At 55.4% G+C, this 18,607-nt stretch carries 17 protein-coding genes; 11 read left to right on the top strand and 6 right to left on the bottom strand.

The features are described 5' to 3' along the window. Positions 1–2 precede the first annotated feature (2 nt). Positions 3–569 carry a ribosome recycling factor gene (gene frr / locus N9C89_RS07040; protein ID WP_263953121.1) on the bottom strand — a complete coding sequence of 189 codons (567 nt, stop codon included), beginning with the start codon at positions 567–569 and terminating at the stop codon, positions 3–5. Positions 570–614: 45 nt separating this feature from the next. Next, a complete protein-coding gene (gene pyrH, locus N9C89_RS07035) occupies positions 615–1,364 on the bottom strand; it encodes a UMP kinase (RefSeq protein ID WP_263953120.1) in 750 nt (249 codons plus the stop codon). A gap of 137 nt (positions 1,365–1,501) precedes the next feature. On the opposite strand from pyrH, the gene miaA reads away from it, so the two are divergent. The 6 genes from miaA (at position 1,502) to N9C89_RS07005 (ending at position 9,862) form a co-directional block, all read left to right on the top strand. Then, positions 1,502–2,383 (top strand): tRNA (adenosine(37)-N6)-dimethylallyltransferase MiaA, encoded by an 882-nt coding sequence (gene miaA / locus N9C89_RS07030; RefSeq protein WP_263953119.1) that lies wholly within the window; start codon positions 1,502–1,504, stop codon positions 2,381–2,383. A gap of 233 nt (positions 2,384–2,616) precedes the next feature. After that, complete coding sequence (locus N9C89_RS07025) at positions 2,617–3,468, top strand: AraC family transcriptional regulator (protein WP_263953118.1); 852 nt, start codon at positions 2,617–2,619, stop codon at positions 3,466–3,468. 237 nt (positions 3,469–3,705) lie between these two features. Beyond that, positions 3,706–5,364: an ABC transporter substrate-binding protein gene (locus N9C89_RS07020; RefSeq protein ID WP_263953117.1), complete on the top strand. Its 1,659-nt coding sequence runs from the start codon at positions 3,706–3,708 to the stop codon at positions 5,362–5,364. A 124-nt stretch (positions 5,365–5,488) separates the two neighbouring features. Continuing rightward, a complete protein-coding gene (locus N9C89_RS07015) occupies positions 5,489–6,571 on the top strand; it encodes an ABC transporter permease (protein WP_263953116.1) in 1,083 nt (360 codons plus the stop codon). A 9-nt stretch (positions 6,572–6,580) separates the two neighbouring features. After that, the gene (locus N9C89_RS07010; RefSeq protein ID WP_263953115.1) at positions 6,581–7,771 is read left to right on the top strand and encodes an ABC transporter permease; all 1,191 of its coding nucleotides are present in this window, start codon (positions 6,581–6,583) and stop codon (positions 7,769–7,771) included. 3 nt (positions 7,772–7,774) lie between these two features. Then, a complete protein-coding gene (locus tag N9C89_RS07005; RefSeq protein WP_263953114.1) occupies positions 7,775–9,862 on the top strand; it encodes an ABC transporter ATP-binding protein in 2,088 nt (695 codons plus the stop codon). Positions 9,863–9,865: 3 nt separating this feature from the next. Here the strand turns inward: N9C89_RS07005 and N9C89_RS07000 are convergent, their stop codons facing one another. Beyond that, positions 9,866–10,441: a lytic transglycosylase domain-containing protein gene (locus N9C89_RS07000; protein ID WP_263953113.1), complete on the bottom strand. Its 576-nt coding sequence runs from the start codon at positions 10,439–10,441 to the stop codon at positions 9,866–9,868. Positions 10,442–10,642: 201 nt separating this feature from the next. On the opposite strand from N9C89_RS07000, the gene N9C89_RS06995 reads away from it, so the two are divergent. Continuing rightward, positions 10,643–11,143, top strand: a complete 501-nt coding sequence (locus N9C89_RS06995; RefSeq protein ID WP_263953112.1) for a single-stranded DNA-binding protein — start codon at positions 10,643–10,645, stop codon at positions 11,141–11,143. Positions 11,144–11,223: 80 nt separating this feature from the next. Here the strand turns inward: N9C89_RS06995 and aroB are convergent, their stop codons facing one another. Together aroB and N9C89_RS06985 are read right to left on the bottom strand one after the other, a co-directional pair. After that, positions 11,224–12,357: a 3-dehydroquinate synthase gene (aroB, locus tag N9C89_RS06990; RefSeq protein ID WP_263953111.1), complete on the bottom strand. Its 1,134-nt coding sequence runs from the start codon at positions 12,355–12,357 to the stop codon at positions 11,224–11,226. Beyond that, positions 12,354–12,902 carry a shikimate kinase gene (locus N9C89_RS06985; protein WP_263953110.1) on the bottom strand — a complete coding sequence of 183 codons (549 nt, stop codon included), beginning with the start codon at positions 12,900–12,902 and terminating at the stop codon, positions 12,354–12,356. Before N9C89_RS06985 ends, aroB begins: the two co-directional genes overlap by 4 nt. A gap of 171 nt (positions 12,903–13,073) precedes the next feature. Between N9C89_RS06985 and N9C89_RS06980 the strand changes: the two genes are divergently transcribed. The 4 genes from N9C89_RS06980 (at position 13,074) to N9C89_RS06965 (ending at position 17,106) form a co-directional block, all read left to right on the top strand. Then, positions 13,074–13,208, top strand: a complete 135-nt coding sequence (locus N9C89_RS06980) for a hypothetical protein (protein WP_263953109.1) — start codon at positions 13,074–13,076, stop codon at positions 13,206–13,208. A gap of 1 nt (position 13,209) precedes the next feature. Beyond that, complete coding sequence (locus tag N9C89_RS06975; protein WP_263953108.1) at positions 13,210–14,745, top strand: hypothetical protein; 1,536 nt, start codon at positions 13,210–13,212, stop codon at positions 14,743–14,745. 2 nt (positions 14,746–14,747) lie between these two features. Continuing rightward, complete coding sequence (locus N9C89_RS06970) at positions 14,748–15,689, top strand: site-specific tyrosine recombinase XerD (protein WP_263953107.1); 942 nt, start codon at positions 14,748–14,750, stop codon at positions 15,687–15,689. Positions 15,690–15,828: 139 nt separating this feature from the next. Beyond that, positions 15,829–17,106 carry an HlyC/CorC family transporter gene (locus N9C89_RS06965; protein ID WP_394358484.1) on the top strand — a complete coding sequence of 426 codons (1,278 nt, stop codon included), beginning with the start codon at positions 15,829–15,831 and terminating at the stop codon, positions 17,104–17,106. 34 nt (positions 17,107–17,140) lie between these two features. Here the strand turns inward: N9C89_RS06965 and N9C89_RS06960 are convergent, their stop codons facing one another. Then, entirely contained in the window at positions 17,141–18,598 is a 1,458-nt protein-coding gene (locus N9C89_RS06960; RefSeq protein ID WP_263953299.1) for a carboxypeptidase M32, read from the bottom strand. Positions 18,599–18,607: the final 9 nt, after the last annotated feature.

Here is an 18,607-nt window from a genome sequence, read left to right as displayed (position 1 = left end):
GGTCAAACCTGCATAATCTCGGCTTGTTTTGCTTCAAGCGCGCTGTCGATGCTGGAGATGTATTTATCGGTGAGATCCTGAACCTCATCACTCCAGATTTTGTGGTCGTCCTCGCTCATGCCGTCATTCTTGGCCTTCTTGAGCTGGTCCATCCCGTCACGACGCACGTTGCGCACGGAAACACGGGCGTTTTCGGCATATTGCGCAGCAACGCGCGTTAGGTCGCGGCGGCGCTCTTCGTTCAACTCGGGGATTGGCAACATAATGATCGTGCCGTTGAGTTGTGGGTTAATCCCCAGACCGCTTTCACGAATGGCTTTCTCCGCAGGGCCGATCAGCGCCTTGTCCCAAATGTTCACAGTGACCATGCGCGGCTCCGGAACGTTGACGGTTCCGACCTGATTGATCGGTGTTTTCGAGCCATAGGCGTCAACCATCACCGGATCGAGCATGCTGGCGCTGGCGCGGCCTGTGCGAAGCGATGCAAACTCCGAACGCAACGCCCCCATGGCGCCGTCCATCCGGCGTTCAAGGTCATCCATGTCAATTTCAAAATCTTCGTCGGCCATAGTCCACTCTTTTCTCTTATTCTGGCGGTTCGTTCCGTTATACGTCTATCCGGCAACCTTTGTATAGGTGCCCTCACCGGCAAGGATTCCTTTGAAGCCACCAGGCTCGTCCAGCGAGAATACGATAATCGGCAGGTTGTTGTCCCGCGCGAGTGCGATTGCGCTGGCGTCCATAACCCCAAGGCGCTTCTGCAAAACATCATCATAAGACACGTTGTCATAGCGCACGGCATCGTCGTTCTTGGCTGGGTCTTTGTCATAGACACCGTCAACCTTGGTGCCTTTAAAGATCGCCTCACAAGACATCTCGTTTGCGCGCAGGGTCGCAGCGGTATCGGTGGTGAAATAGGGGTTGCCCGTTCCGGCCGCAAAGATACAAACACGTTTTTTCTCTAAGTGCCGAACGGCGCGGCGGCGGATATATGGCTCACAGACCTGATCCATCGGAATGGCCGAAATCACCCGCGTATGGATGCCCTGCCCCTCAAGCGCGCTCTGCATCGCCAGTGCGTTCATCACCGTGGCGAGCATTCCCATGTAGTCAGCGGTTGTGCGCTCCATCCCTTGTGCGGAGCCTTGAAGCCCGCGGAAAATGTTGCCGCCGCCAATGACCATGCAAATCTCCACGCCGAGGTCGTGGCACGTTTTGACCTCGCGCGCGATCCGCTCAACGGTTGGGGGATGAAGTCCAAAACCCTGGTCGCCCATTAGCGCTTCGCCGGAAATCTTCAGCATCACCCGCTTAAACGCAGGCTCCGCGCTTTGGGCGCTGCTTTCTGTTTGTGCTTCGCTCATCCCGCATCCCCTATAATTTGTGTGTTTGCTTTAGGGGGCAAAATGTCTCAAAACGGACGCGGGTTCAACGGCTAAACCACCGTCTCCCGTGCAATTTGAGCGAAAACCCGAGTATCTCGCAAAGCAAGGCAATCAATATGCAGGCCCTTCCCGAAATTCCCGCTGACAAACCGGTGTTGATTGCCGGTCCGACGGCCTCGGGTAAATCGGCGCTGGCCCTTGAGATTGCAGAGCGTCACGGCGGCGTCATTGTGAACGCCGATGCGCTTCAGGTTTTTGATGGTTGGAACATCCTGACCGCTCGCCCTCCCGCCGAAGACCTCGCCAAAGCGCAGCACTACCTCTATGGGCATGTGCCATTTGACGCGAACTATTCCGTTGGCCATTGGTTGCGCGATGTGACGCCCTTTTTGCAAGGAACGGGGAATGATCGGCCGATCATTGTTGGTGGCACAGGCCTGTATTTTCAGGCCCTCACTCAAGGGCTTGTGGAAATACCGGAAACTCCAGCCGAAGTGAGGCAATTGGCGGATACCCGCAAAAACGCCGAAGGGTTTGAGGCGCTTTTGGCAGAGATCGACGCCGAAACCGCAAGCCGCATCGATACGCTAAACCCCATGCGTGTTCAGCGCGCTTGGGAAGTGTTAACCGCAACGGGTCGTGGGTTGGCCGCGTGGCAGGACGATACGCCGCCGCCGCTCCTGCCGCTTGAAGCGGCGGCTCCAATTGTAATGCAGGCAGAGAAAGACTGGCTCAACGACCGAATCGAGCGGCGCTTTCACCTAATGATTGAACAAGGCGCTTTGGATGAGGCCCGCGCAATGGAGCCAACCTTCGATCCGAACTACCTTTCTAGCAAGGCCATTGGCGCGCCGGAGTTGATTGGTTACCTGCGCGGCGAACACACGTTGGATGAGGCCATCGAAGCCGCGATCATTGCCAGTCGCCAATATGCCAAGCGCCAACGCACATGGTTCCGAAGCAAGATGAAACACTGGCACCCCTATGTTCCCGTTTAGTTCGCGTCCTTCGTGTCACGGTTGTGGATAACTCGCGCTGAATTGTCCTTTTCCGACATTTTCCTTTTGGGATTGCCGGAATGCTGCGTCAAACTTGTCAGCAACGAACATACGACCGATCTCACGTGTCTCCCTCGCCCGGTATTCACAATCAGATCAAATACTTGAATGTCGCAATTTCTGTGTCTGCTTACGGAAATGCTGCCTGCGATTAAAAACAACGGACTTGTGACATGACTCAAATTGCGACCAATTCACCTCACATCATGACTCCCTCCGAACTTGCGGAGCGGATCGCGCAGCCCGAGCCTGAAGTGCGGATGACACCCATCCCACAGCTTGCAAAAGGTGGCCGCTGGCGGGTTGAGGCGATGCGGAGTTACTCAAGCTCGGTGTTCCTGTGGTTTACACGCGGCCAAGGCCGCATCACCGTAGGCGGAGTCACGCGCGGCTATGGTGCGCATAATGCAATTTTCATTCCTGCCGGCGTCATGCACGGCTTTGAAGTTTCGACACAAGTCTTTGGGTCCGCACTGTTTATTCCGCCGCTTGATGGCATCTCCCTACCCCAGAAAAACATGCACCTACGCATTCGCGAAACCGCGCCCCAGAGCGAATTGACAGGGTTGCTCGAAGCATTGCAGCGCGAAATTGAGGGAAATCGCCCGGAACGTCGCCGCGCCATGGCCTATCACACAGGGCTACTAACTGTTTGGCTTCAACGGCAAAGCCTCTTGGCCGACCTCAATGACAACAGCGCAGATTCCGGCCAACGCCTCGCCGCGCGCTTCTCGGAGATGGTCGAAGAACATTACGCCGAGGGGATGACGATCAATGACTACGCCGACGCACTTGGCGTTACACCGACGCATCTCACACGTGTCTGTAACAAAGCCTGCGGCCGTCCTGCTTCTGCGCTTTTGAATGATCGCGTTCTCTTTGAAGCGCGCCGTCGCCTTGTGGAAACAGAAGAGCCAATCCAAGACGTCGCCGAAGCGCTCGGGTTCCGCTCTGCGGCGTATTTCACCCGCGCCTTCCAGCACCACATCGGCTGCACGCCCTCAAGTTTCCGTCGCGACAACTGATTTTTTCCGGACTTTTCAAATTCTGCTACAACCCCTTGTCTGCTTGGTGATTGTCGTTTTTTGACAGGTTTCATGTCGCTTTTGTGACTTGGAATGCCTGTCCCCGCTGTTGACGCGCCCAATTATACGTGCACCCTTAACCTCATAAGAAAAAACACACTGTCACGCTGCATCAATAGTGCGGCGCGGCTTAGCGACTGTGTTTAAACAATAATTGACGACTAGGGAGCCAAAAATATGACGAAAAAGACCATTACCGGAAAGCCGGTGCATTCCGCCGCCGCCGCCTTTATTGACGAATTCAAGGCCGGAAAACTTGACCGGCGCGAATTTTTGGCCCGCTCTACGGCCTTTGGTCTGACAAGTGCCGCGGCTCTGACAATTGCGGGCACACCGAAACCAGCTGCTGCTGCCGAAGCACAGATGGGCGGCACATTGCGCATTCAACAATCCGTACGCGCTATGAAAGAACCGCGTCTTTATGATTGGTCCGAGCTTGGCAATGTGACCCGCGGTTTCCTCGAGTATCTCGTGCTTTACACCAAGGAAGGTACATTTGAGCCTTACCTGATGGAGAGCTGGGACATTAACGAAGACGCGACCGAATATACCCTCAACCTGCGCAAAGGCGTCACTTGGAACAACGGTGATCCGTTCACCGCCGAAGATGTTGCGATGAACATCGAATGGTGGTGTGACGGCACAGTCGAAGGCAACTCCATGGCCACGCGTTTTGATGTTCTGGTTGACCCAGACACCAAAAAACTGCGCGATGGCGCTGTTGAGGTTATCGACGAAACGACCCTCAAACTCACATTGCCGCGCCCTGACATTACGCTCATCGCGGGTATGGCCGATTATCCTGCTGCGATTGCGCATAAATCCCTCAATCATGGCGATCCGTTCGACAATCCAGTTGGAACTGGCCCCTACATCCCTGAAAGCTACGCTGTGGGTGAAAGATGCGTGCTCGTGCGCAACGAAAACCATACGTGGTGGAACGAAGGTAATGGCGCGTGGCTCGACCGGATCGAATTTATCGACTACGGCGAAGATCCTGCTGCTTGGGTCGCCGCATTTGAGGCCGAAGAAGTCGACACCATGTATCAATCCACAGGCGATTTCATCGACATTCTCGATAGCCTCGGCCTTGAGCAATCCAGCGCCGTTACGGCCGCAACTCTTGTGACTCGCCCCAACTCGCAAACCGAAGTTGACGGGATCAAACCATACGAGAAAGCCTCCGTGCGCCGCGCTCTGGCGATGGCCGTGGATAACGCCGTTGTTCTTGAGCTTGGGTATAACAACCGCGGCACCGTGGCAGAAAACCACCATGTTTGCCCAATTCATCCTGAGTATGCAGAGCTTCCGCCCCCCGTTCACGATCCTGAAGGCGCGTTCAAAATCATGCAGGACGAAGGCATGGCCGATTACGAGCACCAGCTTGTGTCGATCGACTCCGGGTTCAACACCGACGCAACCGATGCCGTCGCCGCGCAGCTGCGTGATGCAGGCATGAAGGTAAAGCGGATTGTTCTTCCGGGCGCAACCTATTGGAATGACTGGGCAAAATTCTCGTTCAGCTCCACTGAATGGAACCAGCGTCCCCTTGGCGTACAGGTTCTAGTGCTTGCTTATAAGAGCGGTGTGCCATGGAACGAAACCGGCTTTGCCAATGCCGAGTTTGACGCGCTGCTTGATGAGGCGCTCGCAATAGCCGACGCCGACGCGCGGCGAGAGGTTATGGCGAAACTCGAAAAAATCATGCAAGATGAAGGAGTTACAATCCAATCCTTCTGGCGCAAGATTTACCGTCATTCGGTGCCGGGCCTCGTGGGCAACGAGATGCACCCGCAATTCGAGATTGCTCCGCAATTCATCGGCTGGGCAGCCTAAAAACGGACTGCAGGGTCGGGCTATCCGGCCCTGCGCCATTCGCCTGATCCGCGTTTAAAATCGCGGACCAAGCCAAACAAAAGCACGGGTGGACTGCAAAAACCACCTCAGAACAGGGCTTTACATGGGGTACTTCATTCTTCGCCGCGTCGGTTTGATGGTGCTAACCGCGCTGTGCCTGACGTTCATTGTTTTCTTCCTGACCAACCTTGGTCCCAATCTTGAGAAACTCGCCAAGAGCCAAGGTTCCGTCCGTATGGAGGACGCACAGGTTGAAAGCTGGCTGACGAAAAACGGCTTTGATCGCCCTCTCGTCACCCGCTACGGCGAATGGATCGGGGTTGTGCCCGGTTGGACCTATAAGAATGACGACGGACAGATCTCCGGCCGCTGTGTTGACGCTGCAACCAGTGAGCAATGGGGAACCTACTGCGGCATCCTGCAAGGGTATTGGGGCGAAAGCAGTGTGTTCAAAACCGCGGTTGGCCCGCTTTTGTTGCAAAGACTGGCTCTCACTGGGAAGCTGATGTTTGCGGTGATGATGGTCATGGTGCCCGCCGCGCTCTTTGTCGGCATTATGGCTGGCATGCGCGAAGGGAGCCGTACGGATAGGACTTTCTCGACCATATCAATCCTTTCGACCGCCACGCCTGAATATGTCTCTGGTGTAATCCTGATCGCCTTTTTCGCCTCTTCTCAGGTCGGAATTTCGCCAATCCTTGCGGAATGGGGCTGGATTGAAAGCAAAACCCTGTTCAAAGGAACGGCAACCACCGCGGCCAAAGATGCCAACTGGCAAAACTTTACGCTGCCCGTCATAACAATCGCCGCCTACGGCATGGGCTATATCGCCCGCATGACCCGTGCGAGTATGACCGAAGTGATGACCTCGCAATACATCCGAACCGCGCGGCTTAAGGGTGTAAGCTTTCCGAATATCGTAATGAAACATGCGCTCCGCAACGCTTTGATTGCGCCCTTCACTGTTATCATGCTGCAGTTCCCTTGGCTCTTGAACGGGGTCGTGATTGTTGAAACTTTGTTTAACTACAAGGGCTTCGGTTGGACATTGGTTCAAGCAGCAAGCAATAACGACATTGATCTCTTGCTGGGCTGTTCTGTTGTTGCGGTTGTTGTTGTTTTGGTGACGCAGCTCATATCCGACATCGGGTATGTCTATCTCAACCCGCGCATTCGGTTGGCATAGGAGGCACTCATGGAAACCATCGGTTGGGGCGCCATCATCCTACGCATCCTCTTTCAATTCTGGCCCGTGTGGATTGCGCTTGCGGCAATATTCGCCCTATCGGTTCGCTATAAAAAACGGCTGGGCCTATATGGCAAACTCTTTGATAGCCCCATTGGCATGATCGGATTTGCGATTGTGATGTTCTGGGTCTTTACGGCCATCTTCGGCGCGGCAGGCTTTATCCTGACCCATCCGCCGCTTGAACAGATCTCTGGCCTGAAAAACAAGGTACCAGGCACACCGCTGCCCGACGGGGTTGAAGGCTATCCCTATTACCTCCTTGGCGGCGATAACCTTGCTCGCGATGTGTTTAGCCGCATGGTCGTCGGTGCATGGGAAGTTCTGAAACTCGTGCCTCTGGCGACAATCTTCGCCTTCATGGTCGGCATCACACTGGGCCTTCCGGCGGGTTACTATGGCGGGAAGCTCGACACGAGCCTATCGTTTGCGGCGAACCTTGTACTGGCGTTTCCGGTGATCCTGCTGTTCTACCTATTGGTAACGCCCGAAATCGTTGAAACGGGCCTGCCGAGCTATATGGCGGCTGTGCTTTTCCTGTTTCCGCTGATCTTTGTTACGCTTGTTATCAACTCGCGCTACCACACCCAGCCGCAAACACGGAACCGCATCCTTGGCGTCACCTTGCTCATCGGTGGTGCCGCTTATCTCGCCGTAATCAGCGAAGGCGGTACGGCGCTGAACTTCGTACCAAACGCCATTGATTTCATTAGCATTCCTGGCAATACGCTGATTGTTTTTGTGGCCGTGGTGTTTGTAAACGCACCTTTGGTGTTCCGTATCGTGCGTGGGCTTGTGTTTGATATCAAAACCCGCGACTACGTTGCCGCCGCACAGACCCGTGGCGAAGGCGCGTGGTATGTGATGCTTTGGGAAATCCTGCCTAATGCGCGCGGACCATTGATCGTCGATTTCTGTCTGCGTATCGGTTACACAACCATCCTGCTCGGAACACTTGGCTTCTTTGGCCTCGGTCTTGAGCCGGAAAGCCCTGATTGGGGCAGTACGATCAACGATGGTCGTCGCCTCCTCTCCATCTATCCTCATGCGGCCCTTGCCCCTGCGATCGCGCTCATGAGCCTTGTTCTTGGGCTCAACCTCTTGGCCGACGGGCTGCGTGAAGAAAGCCTGAAGGATTAAGCCATGACAAATGAGTATACCGGCCCCATCCTTGAGATCGACAACCTCTCGATCAGCTTTTTCACCCGAAAGGGCGAAATCCCTGCGGTGATGGATTTTTCATGTGCCGTGCAACCTGGCGAGGCGCTTGGTCTTGTGGGGGAAAGCGGGTGCGGGAAATCCACTGTCGCACTTGGGGTGATGCAAGATCTTGGCGAAAACGGGCGCGTCGTGGGCGGCACGATCCGGTTCAAGGGCCGTGACCTTGCCACCTACTCTGCCGAAGAGCTGCGCGACCTGCGCGGGTCTGAAATCGCGATGATTTATCAGGAACCGATGGCCAGCCTGAACCCTGCTATGCGGGTTGGTGCGCAATTGATGGAAGTTCCGATGATCCATCAAGGCGCGAGCAAGCAAGAGGCCCGCGCACTCGCCCTTGAGGTCGTGAATGATGTGAAGCTTCCAGACCCCGAGCGCATCCTGAAAAGCTACCCCCACCAACTCTCCGGAGGCCAACAGCAACGCATCGTCATTGCCATGGCGCTGATGAGTAAGCCCAGCCTGCTTATCCTTGATGAGCCCACGACCGCGCTTGATGTGACGGTTGAGGCGGGGATTGTTGATCTTGTGAAAGGTCTGGGCGAGAAATACGGCACATCAATGCTCTTCATCTCGCACAACCTTGGGCTTGTTCTGGAAACATGCGACCAACTATGTGTGATGTATTCGGGCGAAGCCGTCGAGCGCGGCAGCATTGCCGATGTGTTTGACGATATGCGTCATCCTTATACGCAGGCCCTGTTCCGGTCGATCCCCCTACCCGGCGCCGATAAAAACGAACGCCCTCTTGTGGCTATTCCGGGGAATTTCCCGCTGCCGAACGAACGTCCGCAAGGATGCAATTTTGGGCCGCGCTGTGATTATTTTCAGGCCGGCATCTGTGATCAGGGCGATATCGCCATGTTCCCCGTGCCAGATAACGCCCGTCACACCACCCGCTGCGCCCGATTTGCCGATATCGACTGGGACGCGCCCCTCAAGGTTGAAACCGAAACCGAAGCTACAGATGCGGGTCGCACGGTTCTTAAAGTCGACAATCTCAGGAAATACTACGATGTACCCTCGGGCCACTTTGGTGGACCAAACCGCGTCGTGAAGGCCAACGAGAGCTTGAGTTTTGAAGCACGCGAAAGCGAAACGCTGGCCATTGTGGGGGAAAGCGGCTGTGGGAAATCGACACTCGCCAAGGTTTTGATGGGCTTGGAGCCTGCCTCCGAAGGGACAGCGATCCTGTTTGACGAGCCGGTTGAGGACATTGCAATTGATGACCGCGGGGCCGAACTTGTGTCGCGGCTCCAGATGGTGTTCCAAAATCCGTTTGACACGCTCAACCCGTCTATCGGTATTGGCCGCCAAATCATCCGTGCGCTTGAGGTGTTCGGGATTGGCGATAATGATGCAGAACGGCACGAGCGCATGTTGGAACTGCTTGATCTTGTGAAACTGCCGCGTGAGTTTGCCGAGCGGATGCCACGCCAGCTTTCAGGCGGTCAGAAACAGCGCGTCGGTATCGCGCGCGCCTTTGCTGGCGACGCAAAGCTCGTGATTGCGGATGAGCCTGTCTCTGCGCTTGATGTGTCGGTTCAGGCGGCGGTGACGGACTTGCTGATGGAGCTTCAGCGCAAGAACAAAACCACGCTTCTATTCATCAGTCATGACCTTTCGATCGTGCGCTATCTCAGTGACCGTGTGATGGTCATGTATCTTGGTCATGTGGTTGAGATCGGAACCACCGATCAGGTGTTTGCCCCGCCGTATCACCCTTATACCGAAGCGCTTCTTTCGGCTGTTCCGATTGCGGACCGCGCGATTGAGAAACAGCATATCGTGCTTGAGGGGGATATCCCCTCGGCCATGAACCCGCCAAGCGGTTGCCCGTTCCAGACGCGCTGCCATTGGAAAGATAAGGTTGAAGGCAACCTCTGCGAGACCGAGGTTCCGTCGGATCGCACTCTTGCCAACGGGCATAAGATCAAATGCCACCTCTCCGAAGACATGCTGGCACGCATGAAGCCGGTCATTGCAACCAAAGATACGGAAAAATCTGATTAGACCCTAGCGGCCAAGAATGGCCACAACGTAGTTCTGGGTTTCTTTGTAGGGCGGAACACCGGAGTGTTTGCTGACAGCCTCGGGGCCTGCGTTATAAGCCGCAAGCGCAAGGCGCCAAGAGCCGAAGCGAATATACTGTTCCCGAAGATAGCGCGCGCCGCCTTCAAGGTTATGCACCGGATCGTTGATATTCACACCAAGATAGCGCGCCGTGTCAGGCATAAGTTGGGCGAGTCCAGTAGCACCTTTGTGTGATTTCGCATAGATGTTCCAGCCGCTTTCCTGCTGTACCAACCGCAGGAACAGGTTTTCTGGAATATTGTATTTACGCGCCATCTCGCGGGCAATCGGAAGGTACTGCCCCTTGTATTTGCCGTTATAAGCCGGAACAGCATCGCCCGCACCGCGTGGGCGCAAGCGCTCGGAGCCGCGATATTGCGTGGCCGCGCGTGTATCCAGAACTTTAAGCTGTGAGGAAAACAGATTGCGCTTGGATTTTGTACCGGTTGCAAGCGGGTCAGCGAAGACCGCCGTTCCGACAAGAAGAGCAGCGCAAGTTGTGATTACTCTTACAAACATCCTGAATACAATTCCTTGGCAACAAACGAGCGACACTGTCGCAACTCGGAAAATATACCCGAAACGAAAGCTAAATCCACCCCTCTTAGGACCTCGGCCTATGGGAACGGGGGAAATTTGCACATATTTTACCTTGCCCCGAACCTTGGCGGGTGGTGTAACTTTGCGTTCAACACAATAGATTCGAAGGGAGCATCCTGCATGGCGGGTTCGGTCAATAAAGTTATTCTAATTGGTAATCTTGGAGCCGATCCAGAGATCCGCTCCTTCCAGAACGGTGGTAAGGTTGCCAACCTGCGTATCGCGACTTCTGAGACGTGGAAAGACCGCAATACAGGTGAACGCCGCGAAAAGACCGAATGGCACACTGTGGCAATTTTCAGCGAGGGATTGGTTCGTGTTGCTGAACAATACCTGCGAAAAGGCTCTAAAGTTTACATCGAGGGCCAGCTGCAGACTCGCAAATGGCAAGATCAAAGTGGCAACGACCGGTATTCAACCGAAGTTGTTCTGCAAGGCTTTGGCAGCACATTGACCATGCTCGACGGACGCAATGACGGTGGCTCTGGCGGCGGCGGCGGATATTCCGGCGGCAGCAGCGGTGGCTACTCCGGTGGTGGCGGCAACGATTACGGTGGAGGCTCCCAAGGCGGCGCGCCAAGCGGTGGCGGCGGCAACATCGACGACGAAATCCCGTTCTAGAAAAGACAACACCACAAAGACAAAAGCCGCCCCATTTGGAGCGGCTTTTTCTTTTAATAACAATATAGAACGCGGCAAGCTTAACGTTCGCCCAAGGCATCCTTCAGGACCGCCAAAACAACATCGGTATCTGTGTCTGGCGAAACGAACGCATCCCCAATTCCACGCGTCAGGATGAACTTGATCTTACCGTCCACGACTTTCTTGTCTTGCCCCATCAAATCAAGAAGCGCTTTTGCATTGGGAAGATCACCAGGAATGTCGGAGATATCCGCCTTCATCCCCATGTCTTTCAGATGCGCGCGCAGACGGCTTGGGTCTTCTTGGGAACACAGCCCCAAACGCGCAGAAGTTTCCAATGCCAACGCACACCCAATCGCAACGCCCTCGCCATGCAGCAACCGGTCGCTATAGCCCGTCGCCGCTTCCAGCGCATGACAGAACGTATGCCCAAGGTTTAGAAGGGCGCGATCCCCCTGCTCTGTTTCGTCGCGCGCGACGATATCGGCCTTCATCTCGCAGGACCGCTTCACCGCATAAGCACGCGCCACAACATCACCTTTTGCCATCGAAGGCGCATGTTCTTCGAGCCATTCAAAGAACGCGGCATCTCCCAAAAGGCCATATTTAACGACCTCGCCATATCCAGACAGGAAATCACGCTCTGGCAAGGTTGCGAGAATACCGATATCCGCCAAAACCAGCGAGGGTTGATGGAATGCACCAATCAGGTTCTTGCCCTGTGGTGCGTTGATCCCAGTCTTCCCGCCAACGGAACTATCGACCTGCGCCAATAGCGAGGTGGGTATCTGCACAAACCGAACGCCACGGCGCACGACCGCTGCGGCAAACCCTGCCAGATCGCCAATCACACCGCCACCAAGCGCAATCACAACATCGTTGCGCTCGACTTTGCTCTCAAGCAACCACTCAACGGCGCGTGAAAATTGGGGCCACGCTTTTGTCGCCTCTCCAGCAGGCAATGCGAGCGCATCGGACTCTATCCCTGCCGCCGCCAAGCCGTCTTGAAGTGTTGCAAGATGAAGCTTCGCCACCGTCTCATCCGTCAGAATCGCAACCTTCTTGCGGCGCAACAACGGTGCGATATAGGTCCCTGCATCTGCGAGCAGCCCTTCGCCAATCTTGATCTCGTAACTCCGCTCCCCAAGCGCAACTTCTACGGTTTCGATGTTGGTTTGCGACGCGGTATTCACGCGATTTCCTCCAGTAGATTATCTTGTTTCTTCAATTCGCTCACTACGGCATCCACCATATCCTCGATGGAATATTCTGCCTTACCTTTGACCGACAGATCGGCCAGCTCATAAGACGGCACCCGCGCTTCATAGAGGGTCTTGAGCGTCTCGTAGGGATTGTCTGTCCGCAGCAAAGGGCGCGTATTCTTGTGCCGAACCCGCGACCATAAAAGCGCCAGATCGGCGTTGAGCCAAACAGCTTTGCCCTTCTCTGAAATGATCTTACGGTTACGTTCGGATAGATAAGCGCCGCCTCCGGTCGAAAGCACACAGCGCTCCTCGGTCAAAAGTCGCGTAATAACTTGCGTTTCCTTGTCACGAAAGAAGGGCTCTCCATCGCGCTCGAAAATCTCGGCAATCGACATATTTGCTGCCTTAACAATCTCTTCGTCGCTATCAAGAAACGGAACACCAATGCGCGCCGCGAGCGCTTTGCCGACGGCCGTTTTTCCGGCCCCCATCATTCCGACCAACACAACCGTCTTATGTAACTTGAACCCCAAAACAGGCTGCCATCCGCTTAATTTTTCACTTCTTTACCTGAATGGCGTGATCTTGCAAAAAAGGCCATATATAAAGAGACATATCCGACAAAAAACTGCATAATCATGGCAGCAGGAAATCATCATCGCCAAACAATGGCGAGAAACACAGAATAGAGACAGGACAGAGTCATGGGGCGACTTCTAAAATTGATCATCGGGCTGTTGATCGGAATCTTTATCGGATTTGTGGCGTTTGCCTATTTTGGCAATCTCGATCCGAACATAACCGAAATTCGCCAACCCGTCACATTGAGCGACGGTTAACGTGCGCAGGGCATTTCTTTTGAAAACCGTGGCGGTTGCCGCGCTCTTTTCCGGTTTTTCCGCTCCTGTTGTCGCGCAGCAAGAAGAGCCGCTATCGGCGATTGACTGGTTGTCGGAAACGGTTGTGACACCGCAGACCGCACCAAATTCCGACGTGACCGACTCCGCTGCGATCGAGGAGATCGAGACATCTCCGCTTGGGCAACCATCGCGGGATGGAGTGGGCTTGCTCCCTGTTAGCGTGACAGGGTTCCCGCGTGAATTGTGGGGTCCAACCCCGAGCGAAGATCTTGCGCGCGCCCTTTTGTCCCAACCCGTAGAGACATACCCTGCGTTGCAAGCGCTTCTGATGAAGCTGCTTCTTGCCGAAGTTTCTCCGCCATCTGACACCGATCCGCGCGCGGTTTTGTTTCAAGCCCGCATCGACAAGCTGCTCGATATTGGCGCACTCGACCAAGCGGCGTCATTGATGGAAATTACTGGCACAGAATCCGCAGAGATGTTCCGCCGCTATTTCGACATCGCGTTGTTGATCGGCGTCGAAACCGCGGCCTGCGAAAACCTGCAAAACACCGCTACCATGGCACCAACCTTGCCTGCCCGCGTGTTTTGCCTTGCGCGGACAGGAGATTGGAATGCTGCGGCGCTGACCTTGGAAACCGGGCGTGCACTTGGCTATATTTCGGAAGAGGAAGACGAGCTTCTGGCGCGGTTCCTTGATCCTGAGCTTTTCGAGGGCGCGGATGAATTGCCGTTGATCGCACGGCCTTCACCGCTGACTTTCCGACTCTATGAAGCGATTGGCGAACCGATTCCAACAACCCATTTGCCCCGCGCATTTGCACAAACCGATCTCAACAAGAACAACGGATGGCGCGCGCGCCTTCAGGCTGCAGAGAAACTCGCGGCCTCTGGCGCTGTGGCCGACAACGTTTTGTTCCCGCTCTATACAGATCGCAAACCACCAGCTTCTGGCGGCTTGTGGGACCGTGTTGCGGCAGTTCAAAATTTTGATGACGCGCTGCGCGCTAAGGACACCGCTGGCGTGGCTTTAACATTGCCAAAAGCACAAAGCGCCATGGCAGAGGCCAGCCTGCTTACCCCCTTCGCGCGCTACTATACCCCTTTGCTTGCGCCTTTGCTGCTTGACCCGGAAACGGCGCGGACGCGGTTTCACCTCGGGCTGTTAACGGACGACTACGAAACCGTAGCCCTTCAATACGCACCAGATACAGCAGAAGATCGTTTCCTCGTTGATTTGGCCAAAGGTATGCCCAAACTCCATGGTCTGTCCTCTTCAAAGGCACGTGCGATTGTGGACGGGTTTAACACCCTGACTCCGCCGCCTGCCGAAGCAGCGATGCTCAAGAATGGCGAGATTGGACGTGCGATCTTGTCGGCGATGACGCTTTTTGAACGGGGCAGCACCGGCGATCCGGACGATATTGCCGCGGGGCTTACGACGCTTCGTGCTCTTGGTCTTGAGGATGTGGCGCGCCGGGCGGCCTTGCAACTTATGCTGCTTGAACGGAGCTGATCATGTCACTCGCCCAAATGCACCGCGAAATCGAAGATTTCATTCTGGCGCAGGTGGCAGAGCGCAATTCCTCGCCCAACACCCAAGAGGCCTATCGGCGGGATTTGCAAGACTATGCAGAGTTTCTTGCCAGCAAGAAGGAAACTCTCAACAGCGCCGTTCGCGACACGGTTGAGGACTATTTGATCCATTGTGACGCACAGGGGTTCTCGCAATCCACGCGCGGACGCAGGCTTTCAGCTATCAAGAGCTACTACCGTTTCGCCTATGAAGAAGGGCTCCGCGAAGATCACCCTGCCCTGCAAATCCGCGGACCAGGACGGAGCAAGCGACTGCCAAAAACCCTGTCAGAGAACGATGTAGACCGCCTTCTTGAGGCCGCAAAATCGCAAGGACGGAACAAGACCGACCGTTTGCGCAACACATGCCTGATGGAACTTCTCTATGCGAGTGGCATGCGTGTGACGGAGCTTGTGAGCCTGCCTGTCGCCTCTGCGCGAGGGAATCCGCAAATGCTGCTGATCAAAGGCAAAGGCAGCAAAGAACGGCTTGTACCTCTATCTCCGCCGGCGCGTGACGCTTTGGAGGCGTGGCTTGAAACGCGTGACGCACAGGAAGAGGTGGAGCGCATTGAACACGGCACACCGCCCTCGCCTTTCCTGTTCCCCTCTCGTAGCAAACTCGGACACCTCACGCGGCATCGGTTCTATGCGCTGATCAAGGAAATCGCCGTTGCGGCGGGTGTTGATCCGTCTTCTGTCACTCCTCACCGCCTTCGCCATGCCTTTGCCACACACCTTCTGGCAAATGGCGCGGACCTTCGTGTGATCCAGACACTCATGGGCCATGCGGATTTGTCGAGCACCGAAATCTATACACATGTGCTAGAGGAACGCTTGCAATCTCTGGTGCTTGAACACCACCCTTTGGCCAAACCTGACTAGCAAATCCCGATAACCGCACCAAAATTCACCCCCTCGTCTTGAACCGGCGGGGTTTGCGCCCCATAACGGAATGGCTGGCATAGTGCTGGCATACCGCAACCAATTGGATGTTTCTGGCCTCGTGTTTGACACCGCCCTCATGATTTCCGCCGGTGCAATTTTTGCACTTCTGATTTTCTCGGCTTTCTTTTCCGGCTCCGAAACTGCGCTAACCGCCGCCTCGCGCGGAAAATTGCGCAATATGGCCGACAAGGGCTCTCGCGGGGCCGAACGCGCGCTCGACATAACCGAGGACAGTGAAAAGCTGATCGGCTCGGTGCTCTTGGGCAACAACCTCGTCAACATCCTCGCAACTTCGCTTGCCACCGCTCTGTTTACCCGACTTTACGGCGAAAGCGGTGTGGCATTGGCAACGCTGGTCATGACCTTGCTGGTCCTGATCTTTGCCGAAGTGCTGCCGAAAACCTATGCGATCACCAACGCTGAAACCGCAGCCAGCGCCGTCAGCGGGCCGATTGCACTGGTTATCAAAATATTCGCGCCTGTCGTTGCCTTTGTCAGAATGTTGGTGCGCGGCGTATTGCGCGTGTTTGGCATCCAAACAGACCCTGACGGCGCAATCCTTGCTGTGCGCGACGAGATTGCTGGCGCGATCTCTCTTGGCCACTCCGAAGGGGTTGTCGAAAAAGAAGACCGCGACCGTATCCTTGGCGCGCTGGACCTTTCCGAGCGCACAGTTGAAGAGATCATGCTTCACCGCAGCCAGATCGAGATGATCGATGCGGACCTCACCACCGATGTGGTTCTGGAGCAATGCCTCAAGAGCCGTCATACGCGCTTACCACTGTATCGGAACGAGCCGGAAAATATCGTCGGTGTCATTCACGCCAAAAGCCTGTTGCGCGCCATCCATGATCTTTCGCGCGAGAGCGGGTCTGCGCGGGATGCACTGGCCGAGATTGACCTGATGGATATCGCGTCGGAACCCTACTTCATTCCCGAAACCGCAACGCTCGACGACCAAATGCACCAGTTCCTGCGCCGTCGCACGCATTTTGCGTTGGTCGTGGATGAGTACGGAGCGCTTCAGGGGCTGATCACGCTCGAAGATATCCTTGAAGAAATCGTGGGCGAGATCACCGATGAATTCGACATCACCGACGCGCCAGTTCACGAGAAAACCGAGGATGGTCAATTCCTTGTGGATGGAGCCGCAACCATCCGCGACCTGAACCGTGCGACGGATTGGTCTTTGCCGGATGAAGAAGCCAATACCATTGCTGGGCTTGTGATCCACGAAGCGCAGCGTATCCCGTCAAAGGGACAAGTTTACTCGTTCCATGGCTTCCGTTTCGAGATTATGGAAATGGATGGCAACCGGATTTCCAAGCTGAAAATCCGGCCGTTAGTGACATAGGGCGGCAGGTTTACCACCGCCCCCCTTTGACCAATTACAGGTTATAAATCCGGCCAAATTTCTCTTCGAGATACGCCAACAGTGGCGCTTCGCTTGGCTCTTTGCCACATGCGCGCGTGATGACGTCCGCTGACGTATAGCGCCCGCCGTGTTGCTGCACGTTCTGTGCCAACCATGCTGTTGCGCGGCTTGTATCACCTTTGGCAAATTCTGCGTCCAGACCTGGTTCCGCTGCGTGCATCGCCTCGTTCAGGCAGCCAGCGTAAAGGTTACCCAGCGAGTATGTCGGGAAATAGCCAAATAAGCCCACAGACCAATGCACATCCTGCAAACACCCGTTGCTTGGTTTATCAACAGCAACGCCAAAGTCGGATTCAAACCGCGTGTTCCACGCATCGGGAAGGTCCGCAACGTCGAGCGCGCCAGAGATAAGCTGCTGTTCCAGATCAAACCGCAGCATGACATGCAAGTTGTAGTGGATTTCATCGGCTTCAGTGCGAATATATCCAGAACGCACGCGGTTCACAGTCGCAAAGAACGCCTCCGCATCGGCCACACCGATATCACCAAAGGCGTCTTTCATCTTGGCAAACAGATAGGACGTATAAGCAGCACTACGCCCGATCTGGTTTTCATAGATGCGGCTCTGACTTTCGTGAACCCCCATAGAAACGCCGCGCCCAAGTGGTGTGAGCAGATAATCCTGTGAGATATTTTGCTCGTAACAGGCGTGGCCAACCTCGTGGATTGTGGAATAGATGCAGTTGAACGGATCTTGTGCCGCCGTGCGCGTGGTTATCCGCACATCATTACCAGACCCGCTCGAGAACGGGTGCACCGCTTTATCAAGCCGCCCACGGGTGAAATCATACCCGAAACCGATCGCAAGCTCGTTTGAGAGACTCATCTGCGCGTCAATGTCAAAATCACGCGTCAGGGCAACGGGTGTGAACTCCGAGCCAAGGATACGCTCGCGCAACGCCACAAGACGCGGGCGCATGTTGTCAAACATTGTACTGATTTCGGCGGCTGAGGTGCCTGGCTCATAATCCTGCAACAATGCATCATACCGGTCCCCGCCTTGGGCGAGCGCATCCGCTTCTTCGCGGCGCAAGGCAACGACCTTTTCCAAAGTCGGCGCAAAATCGGCGAAGTTTTCGGCGGCACGGGCCTCGGCCCAAATCCCCTGCGCAGCAGAAGTCACCCGAGCAATTTCGGACGCCAGCTTAGCAGGAACCTTGGTCGCGCGGTCAAACTCACGACGGATCAGGCGAAGCTGTGCTGCCTCGACCTCTCCAATGTCCGCCCCCTCAAGCGCATCAAGCCATTCGCCGACCCGTGCATCCATTTTGCGGGCGTGCAGAACCGACTCCATTGCAGCCATTTCTTCGGCCCGTTGAGGCGCCGACCCCGGAGCCATCATCGTTTCCTGATCCCAGCCCAAACGGCCCGCAATCTCGCCTAGCGCACAGGTTTCGCGCACAAAGCCCATAAGCTCGTT

The organism is Halocynthiibacter sp. SDUM655004 (assembly GCF_026015885.1).
GTDB lineage: Bacteria > Pseudomonadota > Alphaproteobacteria > Rhodobacterales > Rhodobacteraceae > Falsihalocynthiibacter > Falsihalocynthiibacter halioticoli.
The sequence above is the reverse complement of the archived record's forward strand: the minus strand, read 5'-3'. Positions and strand labels throughout refer to the sequence as shown.

Excerpts from the sequence above, each read along its gene's own strand:
- frr (WP_263953121.1), bottom strand. The coding sequence starts at position 569 with ATGGCCGACGAAGATTTTGAAATTGACATGGATGACCTTGAACGCCGG.
- pyrH (WP_263953120.1), bottom strand. The coding sequence starts at position 1,364 with ATGAGCGAAGCACAAACAGAAAGCAGCGCCCAAAGCGCGGAGCCTGCG.
- miaA (WP_263953119.1), top strand. The coding sequence starts at position 1,502 with ATGCAGGCCCTTCCCGAAATTCCCGCTGACAAACCGGTGTTGATTGCC.
- N9C89_RS07025 (WP_263953118.1), top strand. The coding sequence starts at position 2,617 with ATGACTCAAATTGCGACCAATTCACCTCACATCATGACTCCCTCCGAA.
- N9C89_RS07020 (WP_263953117.1), top strand. The coding sequence starts at position 3,706 with ATGACGAAAAAGACCATTACCGGAAAGCCGGTGCATTCCGCCGCCGCC.
- N9C89_RS07015 (WP_263953116.1), top strand. The coding sequence starts at position 5,489 with ATGGGGTACTTCATTCTTCGCCGCGTCGGTTTGATGGTGCTAACCGCG.
- N9C89_RS07010 (WP_263953115.1), top strand. The coding sequence starts at position 6,581 with ATGGAAACCATCGGTTGGGGCGCCATCATCCTACGCATCCTCTTTCAA.
- N9C89_RS07005 (WP_263953114.1), top strand. The coding sequence starts at position 7,775 with ATGACAAATGAGTATACCGGCCCCATCCTTGAGATCGACAACCTCTCG.
- N9C89_RS07000 (WP_263953113.1), bottom strand. The coding sequence starts at position 10,441 with ATGTTTGTAAGAGTAATCACAACTTGCGCTGCTCTTCTTGTCGGAACG.
- N9C89_RS06995 (WP_263953112.1), top strand. The coding sequence starts at position 10,643 with ATGGCGGGTTCGGTCAATAAAGTTATTCTAATTGGTAATCTTGGAGCC.
- N9C89_RS06980 (WP_263953109.1), top strand. The coding sequence starts at position 13,074 with ATGGGGCGACTTCTAAAATTGATCATCGGGCTGTTGATCGGAATCTTT.
- N9C89_RS06970 (WP_263953107.1), top strand. The coding sequence starts at position 14,748 with ATGTCACTCGCCCAAATGCACCGCGAAATCGAAGATTTCATTCTGGCG.
- N9C89_RS06965 (WP_394358484.1), top strand. The coding sequence starts at position 15,829 with ATGATTTCCGCCGGTGCAATTTTTGCACTTCTGATTTTCTCGGCTTTC.
- N9C89_RS06960 (WP_263953299.1), bottom strand. The coding sequence starts at position 18,598 with ATGGGCTTTGTGCGCGAAACCTGTGCGCTAGGCGAGATTGCGGGCCGT.